Here is a 14,049-nt window from a genome sequence, read left to right on the forward strand (position 1 = left end):
AGCCGGGTCAACCGTGAAGAGGAGTCGCTACAGCTCGTTCACCCGACTCCTGGCCGACGTGACCCCACTCCGGCAGTCCCCCAGGTTCCGATGGTTGTACGCCGGACTATCACTGGCGTGGCTCGGCCGACAGTTGACAGTTGTGGCCGTTCCGTACCAGGTCTATCAGCTCACCGGCTCGACACTCCTGGTAGGCGCGCTGGGAATCGCTCAGCTGGTGCCGCTGCTCTTGACCTCAATCGTTGGAGGAGCGATCGTAGATTCGGTCGATCGCCGCCGGCTGCTGGTGATCGCTCAGGTGGCGCTGATGGCGACCGCCGTCGGGCTCGCTTTGAACGCCTCACTCTCCGAGCCGAGAGTCTGGTTGATCTTCGTGCTGAGCGGGCTCAACGCAGGCATTTCCGCCATCGATAGTCCGGCCAGGACTGCCTCAGTTCCGGCACTGGTGGGACGCGACCTGTTGCCGGCGGCCCTGGCACTCACTCAGATCCTCGGCAATGTCGCCAAGACGGTTGGACCGGCCATCGGAGGACTGCTGATCGCTCGCACCAGCTTGAGCCTCACCTACAGCCTCGAGGCGGTCGCGTTCGGCGTCGGAACGGTGCTCATGTTCAAGATCGGTTCACTGAAACCCGAGGGAGGCGGCCAGCGGTTCGGGTGGACGTCGATCAAGGAAGGGTATTCGTTCCTGCGGGAGCGACGCCTCCTCCAGGCCAACTTCGCAATCGACCTCAACGCAATGATCTTCGGCATGCCCCAGGCCCTGTTCCCGGCAATCGGCCTAACGATGCTGGGCGGAGACGCCTCCACGGTGGGACTGCTGTATGCCGCCCCCGGTGCCGGTGCCCTCATCGCCGCGGTGACCTCTGGATGGGTTGGCTCCATCGTCAGGCAAGGTCGGGCAGTTGTAATAGCGGTCATCGCCTGGGGAGCCGCCATCGTCGGATTCGGGCTGGCCAAGTCGGTGGTTGTTGCGGTGATCTTCCTGGCCATCGCAGGCGGCGCCGATGTGATTTCTGCGGTCTTCCGGAACACGATCCTGCAGCTGGCAGTGCCGGATCGTCTACGCGGCCGGTTGTCGTCCATCCACATCGCCGTGGTCAGCGGCGGTCCACGCCTCGGCGACTTCGAGGCAGGTGCCGTCGCCTCGGCAACGACCCCACAGATCTCAGTCGTTTCGGGAGGCCTCGCCTGCATCATCGGCGCCTTCATCATCGCCAGGAAAATGCCTCAGCTCAACGCCTACCGGGCCGGTGACGAAGCAGAGCTCCGATAGGCCGAGTCGGATCCGGGGCGGCAATCAACCCCGAGATCGGTCTATCTCGACCGAAATCGGGTCGAACGGGTCAAGTGCGAACGTGAATTCGGTGCTCTCGGTGACGTGGATGGGCTGGAAGATCGAACCGGTGATGATCACGTCTCCGGCCCGGAGCATCTCGCCGCCGGCGCTCAGGGTGTTAGCGACAGTGGCAACGGCCGTTGTATGGGAGCCGGCGATTGTCTGAAGGTCGCGCGTGGTGAATCGCTCCTGGCCGTCGATCAGGACCCGGGCCACCAGATCGGTGATATCCAACCCTGCCCGGTTCTCATCCGGGTCGCCGAGGATCACTCCCTTGTGGAAGATATTTCTAGCTAGGATTGCCTCAATACCTGCAGCCTCCACGGGGAGGTCGACGTCGGCCAGTTCGATGGCGGGCCCCAGTGCGGATATCGCCGATCGAATGTCCTCCTCGCCGGCTCCGGCATCCAGGTCCGCTCCGATGTAGACGGCCACTTCGAACTCGACCATCGCCTGCTTCCAGCCGGTAACCGCGATTTGCGCCCCGGACTCGAATTTCGTTGAGCTGGTCAGATAGCCGACCAGAGGGCTCGTGATCTGCATCAGCTCGTGGGCCGATGGAGAGCCGAACCCGACCTTCCAGCCTATCGCCGTCGCTCCCCGGCTCAGCGTCCGCCGGCGCGTTGCCAGCTGCCGGTTCATTCCGGTGGCAACGCGCGGATTCCCCTGGGCCCGGCTCACCCGACTTCCTCTTCGTCGACTTCGTATCCGGAATCCTCCAGCGAACCGGAGCCACTCCAACCCCACACCAGTACAACCTCTCCGTCGCCGGTGTTGTCGAATCCGTGGAAGCGGCCACGCGGCGTCCAGATCACGTCGCCAACACCGGCCGGCTCGGTGCCGAGGTCGGTGTAGATCCGACCTGACCCTTTGAGGACGATGAAGAACTCGTCGGCGTTGCGGTGTAGGTGCCGGTCGTGACGAGCGCCGGGTGGGAGAACGGTCCAGCCGAGCAAAAAGTCGTCGCTTCCTACCGTGGCCTTGTCAATGAGGAATTGGACCTGCATATTGATCCAACCTTCGTCCTCCCGCAGTCCCCCAACGTGGGGCACCCTGGAGAGGTTGGTGTGGAATCGCTCGGTCATCGTCCACCCGACAACATGTGATAGACATCGAAGACCGTTACGAAGTCACGGTGATCGATTCCGAGACCGCGACAGGCGTTGAGTAGCTCGTTGGCAACTGCGGCGAGTGGTGCCGGTGAACCCTGACGTCGGGCTACCTCCAGGGCCAGCAACATGTCTTTTTGTTGGAGCGTGACGTCGGCGAGTGGCTTCTCCGGCATCTCGAGAATGAACGGACCCCGATAACCCATCACCGGCGAGGCCACCACACTCTTGAGCATGGCGTCGACCGCCACCGCCCGGTCTACTCCGCCTTTCTCGGCCAGGGCGACCGACTCGCAGAACACGACCATCTCCACGATCAGAGTCAGGTTGATCGCCACCTTCATCTGGACGGCAGTACCGGACGGGCCGATGTAGCTGACCTTCGACCCGATGTCGAGCAACACCGGCTCGACCCTGGCGTAGGCCTGCCGGTCACCACCCACCATGATCGAGGCGGAGCCTTGACGAATAGTCACCGGACTACCCGACAACGGAGCATCAAGCATGACGAGCCCTCTTTCGGAGAAGGCGGCAGCCACCGTCCGGCTAACGTCGGGGTCGATCGTGCTCATGTCGAGATATACCGCTCCTTCCGGCAATCCGGCAATGACGCCATCGTCGCCAAGTGCAACTGCGGATACCGCGTCTGCGTCCGTGACCATTGAGAAGACGAGGTCCGACGCCGCCGCCGCCTGGCGGGGAGTGTCTGCCCATCTCATGCCCTGTTCGAGGAGCTGATCGGCTTTCGAAGGCGTTCGGTTCCACCCGGTAACTGGGTGACCGGCACCCAGGAGGCGGGGGATGATCACCTGCCCCATATCGCCGAGTCCGATCCATCCCACTTTCAAGAGCAGACCTCCTGTTCTGGTGTCCTTTCCAACTACGGTAGACGGAGACAAGCGGGGGATGCTGAGCGGAGAGATTCCGGGTAGACCGACCGGTGTGAGGCGCCGGCTGATTCGAGGAGTTGACATGACACGGCCGGCCGACTCGAGCGGGTTTCAGCAGGTTGGGCACTCGAATCTCAACGGCTACGGGGACGGGATGCAGGTGATCCGGGACGCCGATGCCCTCTACGTTGGGCACTTCGGTGTCAGCGGGATGGGTACCAGCGTCCTCGACGTTGGCGACGTGAACAGCCCGACGGTGGTCAAACAATGGAAATCCCCACCGGGAAGTCATACCCACAAGGTCCAGGTCGCCGACCGGCTACTGCTTGTAAACCAGGAACAGTTTCGCGGAGGCGACCCATATTCGGCAGGCATGGCGATCTACAGCTTGGATGATCCTTTTGACCCGCACCAGATCGGGTTCTTTGCGTCCGGCGGCCGGGGCGTGCATCGAATCTGGTGGACGGGCGGGCGGTATGCCTACGTATCGGCCATACCGGAGGGATTCGAGGGCCGCATCCTGGTCATCGTCGACATGAGCGATCCCGAGCACCCGGTGGAAGCCGGTCGGTGGTGGACGCGGCGGGATGGAATCCCTGGAGCGCCGGAACCGGCCACGGCTCGTCCGATTCATCACGCTCTAGTCGACGGCAACCGTGCCTACGTCGGAATGTGGGACCGGGGGATGACGATCCTCGACATCTCGGACGTCTCTCGCCCTGAGATCGTGTCGACGCTGGACTGGTCGCCTGGTGGCGAGAGCCACACCTGTTTGCCCTTGCGGGGCCGCGCTCTGGTGGTGACTACCGACGAAGAGACCAAGAATCGTTGCGAGGGTGACCCCCGCATGGCGAGGGTGGTCGACGTGTCTGATGAACGGAATCCACAGGTGATTTCCACCTTGCCGGTGCCTGAAGGCGATTTCTGCGAACGGGGCCTACGGTTCGGTGCACACTGTCTTCACGAGAACCGGCCTGGAAGCTACATCAGTGAAGAGGTCTTCTTCCTGACCTACTTCAATGCAGGATTGCGGGTGTACGACCTCGCCGACCCTTATCACCCGATAGAGATCGCCCACTGGATTCCCGAAACGCCACCTGATCAGGAGGACGTACAGATCAACGACGTGTTCGTTGACGAAGACGGCCTGGTCTATGCCACCGATCGGGTGCTGGGCGGGGTCTACATTCTGGCGCCCGACGCGCAACTGGCTACCCGAATGCTCGAAGCCTCTTTCTAATCACCTAGGGTGCGCAATCTGTCTCCTCGCCCGACTGGTGCCCGGCTGCACGACGGGGCTCAAGGCGGGAGATCTCGTTGTTCTGCAAACGATTGCCGGTTTAGACTCCGATGATTCGATTAGGAGTGGTCGCAGTGCCTCAACGTGTAGCAATCCTCGGCACTCGCTACCCGGATTTGTCAGTCGAACAGAAGATCCTCGGGGGTCTTGACGTAGAAATCGTCACCGGCGACGGGGCCGACGGTGCTCAGATCGTCGAAGTCGCCGGGACCGCGACAGTGATCCTGGCCGGCTCCCGGCCCCGGTTCACGGCCCAGGTGCTGGAACGTCTTTCGTGCCGGGCCATCGTCCGATACGGCGTCGGGGTCGACTCGGTCGATATCGCGGCGGCGAGACGGTTGGGCATCCTGGTGGCCAGCGTTCCCGACTACGGGACTGAGGCCGTCGCCGTGCATACGGTGGCACTCATCCTGGCGGCCATCCGCAAGCTCCCCCAGGCCGACCACCATGCCAAGTCGGGCCGGTGGGGCTTTGCCGATCTCCGTCCGCTCCACCTGCCGTCTGAACTCACGGTCGGCGTGGTCGGATTCGGCCGGATCGGACAGGCCGTGGCGAGAATGCTCCGAGGCATCGGTTTTGATCTAATTGTGCATGATCACCTGGTATCAGCCGGAGACCTCAGTACGGCCGAGTCACTCGAAGAGCTGCTTGAAGTCAGCGACGTCATCACGCTGCACACTCCCGGTGCCCCGGACCGGACACCGTTGCTCGATCGCAACGCCCTCCTGCTTCTTCGACCGGGCAGCATTGTCGTCAACACGGCCCGCGGCTCCCTTGTGGACCTCAAAGCACTCGTCGAGGGCTTGCGGGCCGGCAGGCCGACCGTGGCCTGTCTCGACGTGTTTCCCGAGGAACCTCCCGATCTCTCGCAGTTCTCACCCGTCATCGACCGTGTGATCCTGACGCCCCACGTGGCGTGGTACACAGAGGAGTCACAGCTCGACCTCCGCCGCAAGGGCGCCGAGGAAGCCGCGCGAGTTCTGAGGGGTGAGGAATTGAGGAATCCGGTCCCGCATCAAGGAGAAACCACGTGACGCGCTCAATCTACGAGCTGACCAGCCCCGAGGTAGCGCAAGTCATCGCAGATTCACCGATGGCTGTTCTTCCCTTCGGGAGCACGGAACAGCACGGACCACACCTGCCGTGTGGGACCGATACGATGGCGGCAGAGCTGATCGCGGCAGAAATCGCGGAGAGAACCCGGGGCCTCTACGTTCCGTTCGGCCCCTACGGTGTTACCCCTATTCATGCCGGCCATCCCGGCACGATCTCGTTGAGCAGAGCAACCTTCGAGGGCCTGCTCAAGGATGTCTGCACCGAGTTGATCGACATGGGGGTATCGACCTTCGTGTTCGTCAACTGGCATGAGGGCAACATCGCTTCGCTCGACGGAGTCGCCACCGACCTCCAATCCACCCGAGACGCCACTTTCATCGTCGCCCACGCCTGCTACACGGCCCAACGGGTCTACGAGGACAAGGGCGGAGAACTCACTCACGGGGGAGGAATCGAAGCGCTGGCCGTCCTCGCCTACGACCCGTTATTGGCCAAAGTGGACCTGGCCGGTGAGCCAACCCGACCTCCCAAGGCTCATGCACTCGATGAGATGCGGCGGTCGAAAGAGGTATATGGGTTCATCACGGATGTGACCGAAATCGATGCTGAAGGATGGTACGGGAGCCCACAATGGGCGACCGACGAGCGGGCCGCCGGCTTCGTACAGACGGTATCCGGGGCAATCATGGATCGACTCAGCGGCATCCTCGCCCTCCGATCATGACCGTCGTTCATTCCTCCGATCTCAGTTTCAGGGATCTTCCCGGTCGAAGTTCTGCCGACCCATTCCACGACCTCGACCCGGGACCCCTGGCCGTGCGCGTCGTGATCATCGAGGAACACACCGGGCGAACACCACATCTCCACCCCCACAGCCCCGAGATCATCTACGTGGCCGAGGGCCGAGGAACAGCCTGGCAAGAGCGGGCGGAGACACATGTGGCCGCCGGCGACATAATTAGGATTCCGCAGAACGTTGCTCACGCGACAATCCCGGAAGCCGGATCGCGACTCAAGTTGATCTGCTTCTTCCCGCGTGGAGATCTCAGCACGAATCTCGTGGAGCTCGAAGGGACCATTTCGATCGATGAGGAGAGAAGATGACGAACGGGCCGCGAGCGGCTACCGACTACTCGGTGAGTCGCTACCACATTGATCTGACCAACGGGACCGTCCGCTGGGAGCGAACACCCTGTGAAGACCTCGAGGATGCGCTCGGCGGGATTGCCCGGGCCGCCAAGATACTCGGGGACCAGGCGGTGACCGACGCCTACTCTCCCGACGCGCCGCTCATCATGAATCTCGGCCTGCTCAGCGGAACCCGGGTCATGACCGGACTGCGGACCTATTTCCACGGATACTCGCCACTCAAAAGTTCACTGAGCGGAAGTCCCGGCCTGATGTGGACGGCTGGAAGCGGCCACTTCGGCACCAAGCTGGCCGGTCTGGGCATCGACGAGATGGTGTTCACCGGCCGCTCCCCTCGTCCAACCTTGCTGCACCTCACCGCCGGAGACGACCCCGAAGGTCCGGGCGGGCCCGCCAGGGTCGAGTTCCTCGACGCGACAGACCTGACCGGACGCCTAATAAACGATCGCATCCAGGACCTTCACAGGAGATACCCGGAGGCCCACTTCGCAGTGATCGGCCCGGCGGGCGAGCACTACGAGTCGGTTCGCTTTGCCTCGATCGCACTGTCCAGCGACAACCAACTGAAGACCGGTGATCCTAAACCCCGATTCTGCGGACGGGGCGGCTACGGCGGAGTGATGGGTTCGAAGAACCTCTTCGCCATCGCCGCCGATGGCCCGAACCCGACTGTCTCAGGAAGGGGCCTCAAGGACATCAACCGTGAGATCAACCTCGGCGAAGGCAGCAAGCCGTACCGGGACGACGGCGCCGGCGGAACCTGGCGCCATGTGAAAGCTCAGCACGAAATTGGCGGCCTACCGGAGTTCAATTTCAATCCACCCGGAACCGAAGACGCGGTCGCCCTGCGACGGGCTTCCGTCGAAGCTGGCCCCTTCACCGTCAAGGCGGAGAGCTGCTACCTGTGCGGCATCAAATGCCACAAAAACGTCTACGACAAACGGAGCGACGGTGAGGCGGGCCCGTTCCGCGCCAAGGTGGACTACGAACCCTGGGCCCTTCTCTCGTCCAATCTCGGGCTGTACGACCAGGACACGGCGTTGGACCGCGTCGAACTCGTAGATCAGCTGGGCATGGATTCGATCTCGCTCGGAGTGACACTTGGATTCGTCATGGAACACAACCGCCGTCACCCCGACCAGGCCATCGCAGGTGGGCTGTCCTACGGTGACGCGGCAGCCGCCGAGGAGGCCATCCTTGCTGTTGGCGAAGGCCGGCTGCCCGACATCGGCGAAGGCTCGCTTCGTCTGGCCCGGCGACTCGAGGCTCTGGAATACGCTATGCAGTCGAAAGGCGTTGAGTACCCCGCCTACCTGCCGCATACGAACCCGGGATACCCCTGGTCGCTGGCCGGTGGCCACATGGGGATGCGCACCTTCCTCCTGGCGATGATCGAACGTGAGACGGGCCTCGATTACTGGGTCGACGCCATCACCAACCGGGGGCCGATGATCATGCTCGACGACATCACCGGGCTTTGTAAGTTCGCAGCCCTCGATCCAGAGACCGAGGCCGAAGCCCTCCACCTGGCGGCCGGCCTCGAAGTGACGGGCGACGATCTGCGGGCGGTGGTGGGCCGCACCTATTTGCGGGGCTATGCCAGCGAACGGCGGCAGGGCTTCACCGAGTCCGACTACGTCGTTCCGGATGAAGCGCACATGCCCGCCGAGCACAGCACCCTGCCCCGATTCAACACGCCCGACTTCTTCGCGCAATTGCAGGAACGGGTCCTGGCGGTCTTCGACGCCCGCGCTCGAGAAGAGGGTTATCTGGCATAACGAGAGCTCCCGAGGAGCCGCGGAGCCCGCCTACTTGAGGGGGCGCCTGAAGGCAACAGCCGCGACATCGAAATACTCCAGCTCGAGTTGGTTGTGCAAGGTATTTTCGACGAAGTCACGGAATCTCTCTGACGCGAAGCGCGCCTCGGCCGAAGCCCGATCCTCGAAGTGGTAGACCGAGCACATTCTGCCGGTCTCCTCGTTCATACCCCAGGTCTTGTCGATCAGGCCGGGCACATCGGTCTCGAAGGCGGACACCATCGCCTCGCAGCGCTCTGCAGTCTGATCAAACGTGGGCAGGTATGCCGGATAGAGCAGGACTACTACGACCATGATTCTGCCTCCGTAGGGCACCCAAGCATATTGGGAGCAGGCCACCATCCGGACACAAACGTCGGAATGAGCCACCCGGGTTGGGACCTTCGACCCTGCCGATCGGCAACCAGATCCGTAGGGTAGGCGTGACAGAGAAGGGGTGCGGCCGTGTCCGGATGTCCGGCTCGGCCGGCCGGAGAAGGAGAACAGATGCCCGATCAGTCGATGGATGCACTCGTCCTATTGGGTCCCAACGAGTTCGAGATTCAGAGCACCGGGATCCCGACTCCTGCCCGGCACGAGGTGCTCTGCAAGGTGCACTCGGTAGCGATCTGCGGAACCGACAAGGAGATCATCTCGGGAAACTTCCTGAAGCGCGGTTGGCCGCCCGGCTATCCCTACACACCGGGTCACGAGTGGTCGGGCGAAGTCGTTGCCCTCGGAGACGAGGCAGAGGGGTTTGGTTTTTCCGTCGGTGATCGGGTGGCAGGGACGGCGCATTCGGGCTGCGGGTACTGCCGGATGTGCACCATCGGCCGCTACACCCTTTGCGAGAACTACGGACACGAGGAGCGCAACCACCGGCACTACGGCCACTACAGCACCGGCGCCCTCCGCCAGTTCCACAACAGTTCGATCAAGTCGGTCTTCCACATTCCCGACTCGATGACCCTGGAGCAAGCCGCCCTGGTGGATGCCAGTTCCATCGCCCTCCATGCAGTCAAGCGCGGCAAGGTGATGCCGGGCGATACTGTGGCAATCGTCGGACCGGGAGCCCAGGGTTTGCTGGCGGCCCAGTGCGCCGCTCAGTTGGGCGCGGCGCGGGTGATCGTGGTTGGCCGAGGGTCGCGACTCGAGACCGCCGCCGCCCTCGGCGCGGAAGTTGTCGACAACAGTCAAGTAGATGGCCCCCAGGCCGTACGCGATCTCACCGGCGGCCGGGGCGCCCACATGACGGTCGACACCGCCGCCCGGGGTACGTCGACCCGCGACGCGATCGAGATGACGAGGAAGGGGGGGCGAGTCGCACTGATCGGCGTTCCCCTGGAGGCTGCCGAACTCCCGCTCAGCCGGATCGTCATCGAGGAGATGGATCTCTACGGCGTCCGGGCCAATCCCGGGGAGTGCGCGGAGATCATCCCGCTCATCGCGGCCGGCAAGATCGACGTCGACATCGTCACCACGCACAGGTTCCCGCTGAAGGACTTCGGCCAGGCCTACGAGACATTCACCAAGCGCATCGACGGGGCTATCAAGGTCCTGGTGCAGCCCAACGCGGAGTAATTGCTCGGCAAACAAGGAGGACAGTGGTCATGAGTAAGTGGCAGATCCCCCCGGATGGCGGCCACATGGAACGCCCATCGGGCATCTACTACCAGACCATGACGGGGAAGCAGATCGAAGATCGGCTGAAAGAGAACGATCTGATCATCATCCCCATCGGGAGCAGCGAGAATCACGGTCTGGCTCAGAATCCAGGCGAGGACACATTCCTCGTCACCCGGCAGGCAGAGCAGATCGCGGCCAAGACCGGGTGCACAGTGGCAGAACCCATCTGGTACGGGTCCCATCCCTTCCATCACCTGGGCATGCCCGGCAACATCGTCATCCCTGAGGAGACCTTCAATGCCTACCTGCGAGCGGTCATCGCCGGGTTCTGGAATGCCGGTTTTCGCAAACAGATTCTCCTGAACGGCCACGGCCAGGACTACGTGATCCCGGCCGCAATGCACCAGTTCGGCAAGAAGTATCAGGTGCCCTGCATTCTGGTCAACGTCAACTGGTGGTTCGTGATCCCGGAGCACCTCCGCGACAAAGAACACGGAGGACCGTTCGAGACTCCGTTCATCCACGGCGACGAGTGCGAAGCTTCGTTTGCGATGGCTCTCTTCCCTGAGTTCATCGACATCAAACACGCGCAGAAGACGTCGTTCACTCCGTTGCTGCCTCCCGGACACATCAACAAGTCGGGTTCGGCTCTTCCCCTGGCGGAGGCGCCGCTGCCGTTCTGGCAGCAGGTTGGTGGTTCACCGCTCGAGGTGGTAGCCACTCCGGAGGGCACCGTTGGTGACGCCACCCTGGCCGATCCGGAGAAGGCGAGGGGTGGCGTGAATGCGATCCTCGACTATCTCGAGCGACTGGTCAATGACATCATGGAGATGTATCCGCCCGGGAAGCTGCCGCCGATCGAACAGGTGAGTATGCGGCCCCGGGAGGACGTTGAAGCGGTGCTCAAGGGCCCACTGGAGCCGGGCGGCCGGCATCTTTACACGTTCGCCTATCCGCCGTAAGTCGGGGTCGCCGGCGGATCAGGAATAGATTGAGGTTCATGTTCAGAACCAGCATGGCAATCTCGCCCACCCCGGCCGAGTTTGCCCCGCTGCTCTTCGCCGGGGATTGGAAAGGGGCGCTCGATGCCGCCGCCGATCTTGGGTACGACGCAATCGAGATGAGCGTCCGCGACCCGGCCGATCCGGCGGTTGTGTCATGTGATGCCGAAGCCCGCCGGCGGGACATTCGAGTCTCGGCGATAGCGACAGGACAATCCTTCTACTCGGACGGGTGGTCGCTGACCGCCGACGATCCGGGGATTCAAACATTGCTCGAGCAACGGATGCGCCGCATCATCGACCTGGCTGCCCCCTGGGAGGCACTCGTTGTAATCGGCGGCGTCCGCGGGACGCTGTCCGGATCAGATGGCGAACGAGTCGATCAGTATCGCCGGGCACTGGAAGCCGTCCGACGCTATGCCGAGTATGCACTCACACTCAACGTCTCTCTGGCGGTTGAACCCATCAACCGATACGAAACCAATTACCTAAACACAATCAGGGAAACCCTGCAGTTCGTTGGCAATGTCGGTCTAAGCAACGTAGGCATTCTGCCCGACACCTTCCACATGAATATCGAAGAGGTTTCATTGGCCGAGTCGTTGCGATCGGCCGGGAAGCTGATCCTGCACACGCAGTTCACCGACAGCAACCGGCTGGCGGCGGGGCAAGGTCACGTTGACTTCCGGGTTCTGGCAGGGGTGCTGCGGGAGCTCGACTATTCCGGCTACCTCTCAGCCGAGATATTGCCTCATCCCGACAGCCGAACCGCCGCCCAACAGGCGATCGAATTCTTCAGAAACCTATGACGCTCCACCAGGAACGACGCCTTAGATCGAAGACGTAGCCCTCTTCTCTCAGGCTGAAATCGAGGAACATCTCAGGAACCCCGGTGAGCCGGGATATCTGAATCCCTACCGCGCCTGACGACCGTTCGAGTGAGCCGGCCGGCTCCCTACCGCTCGATGGGATATCCGACGATCGATCCCCACTCGGTCCACGAACCGTCGTATACGCGAACGCGGTCTCGTCCGAGCAAGCGGGTGAGCACAAACCATCCGAGAGAGGCCCGATGACTCAAGCGACAAGAGGTGACAACCTCGTGTTCGTCTGAGACCCCGACCTTCCGGAATTCGGCCCACAATTCGTCGGGTGCTTTGAACGTTCCCTCTTCAGTGAGGAGTTGTTCCCGGGGAAGGTGGCGAGCTCCGGGTATGTGGCCACGGCGCTCCGCGCCGTGATCGAAGGGGGCCGTGAGGGGCGCCACTCGCTCCCCGGAGAACTCCTCAGCCGAGCGCAGGTCGATGAGCACCCGGCGCGGATCTTCGAGACCGGCCAATACACCTTGGCGTCCTATCCGACAGGTATCGTCAGCCCGACCAGGCGTGACTGTCCGCGGCGCGACCACCGGGCGATCATCAGTCTGAGGGAACCCACGCGTTGCCCAGATCTCGTGTCCACCATCCAGCACGGCCGTTCGTTCTTCGAATCCAGCCATGGCCAGCACCCAATAGGCGTAGGTAGCAAACTGGATTGGATCACCTACCAGCACCAGGGTCGTGTCATCCCCCACTCCGAACGCTCCGAGGCGTTCCGCCAACACCGCCGGGCTGGCGAACTCCCGATCTAGTTCATGCCAGAGCAGGTCTTTCCAATAGACGTAGTGAGCTCCGTCGATATGGCCGGAGAAGTAGGCGGCCTTGTCGGGTTGGTAGAAAGACACTTCCAGCACCGCCACGTCGGGACCCCCGACCCGATCGAGCAACCACTCGGGCGAAACCAGCGGGTCGACCATCAGAGGGTTATCCCACAACGGCCGGACTGCCGTGTCCGGGTCGAAACGGCTGGTTCTTTGCGAGCTGCGGCCATGTCGGTGACCCTCCTCACCCGTAGAAAGCCAGGAGGATTGAGCCTCCCACTATGAACATACCTCCGAGCCAGATGCGCGGAGTAACCCGCTCGAGGTGCTGACCAACCACGATCGGGGACAAGATCAAGACGACGATCACCGCCAACCTCCCGATCGACAAGACGGCAGCCACGGTAATCAGGCTCAAGGCAATCCAGTTGGCCGCGATCGAGAACCCGGTAAGAAGGCCGACAACAAACTGCAATCCCAGATCGCCCCGATTCGCGGTGGCCAGGCCTAGCTTGCCGCGCCGAATCCACACCACCGGCAAATACGCCAGCATGCTGGCGGTCATACCGATCGCCACACCCACTACCGGAAAAGGGACCTCGTCCAGTCCGCGCCGCACAAACACCGGACTGAGCGACCAACACAACGCGGTGAGCAACCCAAACAGAGTGCCACCCGCCCATCGGGTCAGGGCTCCGCCCGATTCATCCATTGGATATCAAGAAGACGCCGATCACTACGAGCGCCACCCCCATCATTGCCGGGAAGCTCAAAACCTCACCCAACGCAACGGCTGCGATCACCGTCCCGAAGAGAGGACTAGTACCGATCAGCGCCCCAGTTCGAGCTGCGCCAATCCGCCGCTGGCTGAAGGTGAGGAAGGTCCAACCGAGTGAGAAGTGGATAACGCCGGCGAGAGAGAAGTTCACGAACGCCATCAGCGGGGCATCACCCAACACATCCAGGTCGCCCATGACTGCGACCGCACCAAAGAGCACCAGTGCGCTGACCGTCAACAAAATGAAGGTAGCCAGGAAGCGGTCGACTCCGCGACCGGCTCGCCGGTGCAAGGTCTGGAAGACGCCGAAACCAATCCCCGCCGCGGTTGCCCAGTAGATGCCGCTCATCGGCAGGTCCAAGTCCA

Annotated in this window: 16 protein-coding genes; 9 read left to right on the forward strand and 7 right to left on the reverse strand. The window is 62.6% G+C overall.

Annotated elements, in window-relative coordinates:
• Positions 1-13 precede the first annotated feature (13 nt).
• The gene (locus tag P1T08_07060; protein MDF1595839.1) at positions 14-1,276 is read left to right on the forward strand and encodes an MFS transporter; all 1,263 of its coding nucleotides are present in this window, start codon (positions 14-16) and stop codon (positions 1,274-1,276) included.
• 24 nt (positions 1,277-1,300) lie between these two features.
• Here the strand turns inward: P1T08_07060 and P1T08_07065 are convergent, their stop codons facing one another.
• Genes P1T08_07065 through P1T08_07075 form a run of 3 tightly spaced genes read right to left on the reverse strand, consistent with a single transcriptional unit; the run spans position 1,301 to position 3,290 of the window.
• Positions 1,301-2,020 (reverse strand): fumarylacetoacetate hydrolase family protein, encoded by a 720-nt coding sequence (locus tag P1T08_07065; protein MDF1595840.1) that lies wholly within the window; start codon positions 2,018-2,020, stop codon positions 1,301-1,303.
• Positions 2,017-2,424 carry a cupin domain-containing protein gene (locus tag P1T08_07070; protein MDF1595841.1) on the reverse strand — a complete coding sequence of 136 codons (408 nt, stop codon included), beginning with the start codon at positions 2,422-2,424 and terminating at the stop codon, positions 2,017-2,019. The genes P1T08_07065 and P1T08_07070 overlap by 4 nt, the downstream gene beginning before the upstream one ends.
• On the reverse strand, positions 2,421-3,290 hold the full coding sequence (locus P1T08_07075; GenBank protein ID MDF1595842.1) for an NAD(P)-dependent oxidoreductase: 870 nt from the start codon (positions 3,288-3,290) through the stop codon (positions 2,421-2,423). Before P1T08_07075 ends, P1T08_07070 begins: the two co-directional genes overlap by 4 nt.
• A 130-nt stretch (positions 3,291-3,420) precedes the next feature.
• Between P1T08_07075 and P1T08_07080 the strand changes: the two genes are divergently transcribed.
• From P1T08_07080 to P1T08_07100, 5 genes are all read left to right on the forward strand, one after another.
• A complete protein-coding gene (locus tag P1T08_07080) occupies positions 3,421-4,578 on the forward strand; it encodes a hypothetical protein (GenBank protein ID MDF1595843.1) in 1,158 nt (385 codons plus the stop codon).
• A gap of 134 nt (positions 4,579-4,712) precedes the next feature.
• Complete coding sequence (locus P1T08_07085; GenBank protein MDF1595844.1) at positions 4,713-5,672, forward strand: C-terminal binding protein; 960 nt, start codon at positions 4,713-4,715, stop codon at positions 5,670-5,672.
• Positions 5,669-6,418 (forward strand): creatininase family protein, encoded by a 750-nt coding sequence (locus P1T08_07090; protein ID MDF1595845.1) that lies wholly within the window; start codon positions 5,669-5,671, stop codon positions 6,416-6,418. Before P1T08_07085 ends, P1T08_07090 begins: the two co-directional genes overlap by 4 nt.
• Complete coding sequence (locus P1T08_07095) at positions 6,415-6,798, forward strand: cupin domain-containing protein (protein ID MDF1595846.1); 384 nt, start codon at positions 6,415-6,417, stop codon at positions 6,796-6,798. Before P1T08_07090 ends, P1T08_07095 begins: the two co-directional genes overlap by 4 nt.
• Positions 6,795-8,621, forward strand: a complete 1,827-nt coding sequence (locus tag P1T08_07100; GenBank protein ID MDF1595847.1) for an aldehyde ferredoxin oxidoreductase C-terminal domain-containing protein — start codon at positions 6,795-6,797, stop codon at positions 8,619-8,621. Before P1T08_07095 ends, P1T08_07100 begins: the two co-directional genes overlap by 4 nt.
• Positions 8,622-8,651: 30 nt before the next feature.
• Here P1T08_07100 and P1T08_07105 read toward each other — a convergent pair whose 3' ends face one another.
• Complete coding sequence (locus P1T08_07105) at positions 8,652-8,954, reverse strand: YdhR family protein (protein ID MDF1595848.1); 303 nt, start codon at positions 8,952-8,954, stop codon at positions 8,652-8,654.
• A gap of 192 nt (positions 8,955-9,146) precedes the next feature.
• On the opposite strand from P1T08_07105, the gene P1T08_07110 reads away from it, so the two are divergent.
• The 3 genes from P1T08_07110 to P1T08_07120 are packed head-to-tail and all read left to right on the forward strand — an operon-like array spanning position 9,147 to position 12,075.
• The gene (locus P1T08_07110) at positions 9,147-10,220 is read left to right on the forward strand and encodes an alcohol dehydrogenase catalytic domain-containing protein (protein ID MDF1595849.1); all 1,074 of its coding nucleotides are present in this window, start codon (positions 9,147-9,149) and stop codon (positions 10,218-10,220) included.
• Between the two features lie 29 nt (positions 10,221-10,249).
• Positions 10,250-11,227, forward strand: a complete 978-nt coding sequence (gene iolN, locus P1T08_07115) for a 3-dehydro-scyllo-inosose hydrolase (GenBank protein MDF1595850.1) — start codon at positions 10,250-10,252, stop codon at positions 11,225-11,227.
• 38 nt (positions 11,228-11,265) lie between these two features.
• Entirely contained in the window at positions 11,266-12,075 is an 810-nt protein-coding gene (locus P1T08_07120; GenBank protein ID MDF1595851.1) for a sugar phosphate isomerase/epimerase, read from the forward strand.
• Between the two features lie 146 nt (positions 12,076-12,221).
• On the opposite strand, the gene P1T08_07125 is transcribed toward P1T08_07120, so the two are convergent.
• The 3 genes from P1T08_07125 to P1T08_07135 form a co-directional block, all read right to left on the reverse strand.
• Positions 12,222-13,061, reverse strand: coding sequence for a sulfurtransferase (locus P1T08_07125; GenBank protein ID MDF1595852.1), 840 nt, complete (start codon positions 13,059-13,061; stop codon positions 12,222-12,224).
• Positions 13,062-13,149: 88 nt separating this feature from the next.
• A complete protein-coding gene (locus P1T08_07130) occupies positions 13,150-13,617 on the reverse strand; it encodes an EamA family transporter (protein MDF1595853.1) in 468 nt (155 codons plus the stop codon).
• Positions 13,610-14,032, reverse strand: coding sequence for a DMT family transporter (locus P1T08_07135; protein MDF1595854.1), 423 nt, complete (start codon positions 14,030-14,032; stop codon positions 13,610-13,612). Before P1T08_07135 ends, P1T08_07130 begins: the two co-directional genes overlap by 8 nt.
• Positions 14,033-14,049 lie beyond the last annotated feature (17 nt).

This window comes from Acidimicrobiia bacterium (assembly GCA_029210695.1).
GTDB lineage: Bacteria > Actinomycetota > Acidimicrobiia > Spongiisociales > JAHEDJ01 > JAHEDJ01.

Coding starts and splice junctions, on each gene's coding strand:
- P1T08_07070 (MDF1595841.1), bottom strand. CDS start 2,424: ATGACCGAGCGATTCCACACCAACCTCTCCAGGGTGCCCCACGTTGGG.
- P1T08_07135 (MDF1595854.1), bottom strand. CDS start 14,032: ATGAGCGGCATCTACTGGGCAACCGCGGCGGGGATTGGTTTCGGCGTC.
- P1T08_07110 (MDF1595849.1), top strand. CDS start 9,147: ATGCCCGATCAGTCGATGGATGCACTCGTCCTATTGGGTCCCAACGAG.
- P1T08_07100 (MDF1595847.1), top strand. CDS start 6,795: ATGACGAACGGGCCGCGAGCGGCTACCGACTACTCGGTGAGTCGCTAC.
- P1T08_07130 (MDF1595853.1), bottom strand. CDS start 13,617: ATGGATGAATCGGGCGGAGCCCTGACCCGATGGGCGGGTGGCACTCTG.
- P1T08_07105 (MDF1595848.1), bottom strand. CDS start 8,954: ATGGTCGTAGTAGTCCTGCTCTATCCGGCATACCTGCCCACGTTTGAT.
- P1T08_07125 (MDF1595852.1), bottom strand. CDS start 13,061: ATGGTCGACCCGCTGGTTTCGCCCGAGTGGTTGCTCGATCGGGTCGGG.
- P1T08_07120 (MDF1595851.1), top strand. CDS start 11,266: ATGTTCAGAACCAGCATGGCAATCTCGCCCACCCCGGCCGAGTTTGCC.
- iolN (MDF1595850.1), top strand. CDS start 10,250: ATGAGTAAGTGGCAGATCCCCCCGGATGGCGGCCACATGGAACGCCCA.
- P1T08_07080 (MDF1595843.1), top strand. CDS start 3,421: ATGACACGGCCGGCCGACTCGAGCGGGTTTCAGCAGGTTGGGCACTCG.
- P1T08_07095 (MDF1595846.1), top strand. CDS start 6,415: ATGACCGTCGTTCATTCCTCCGATCTCAGTTTCAGGGATCTTCCCGGT.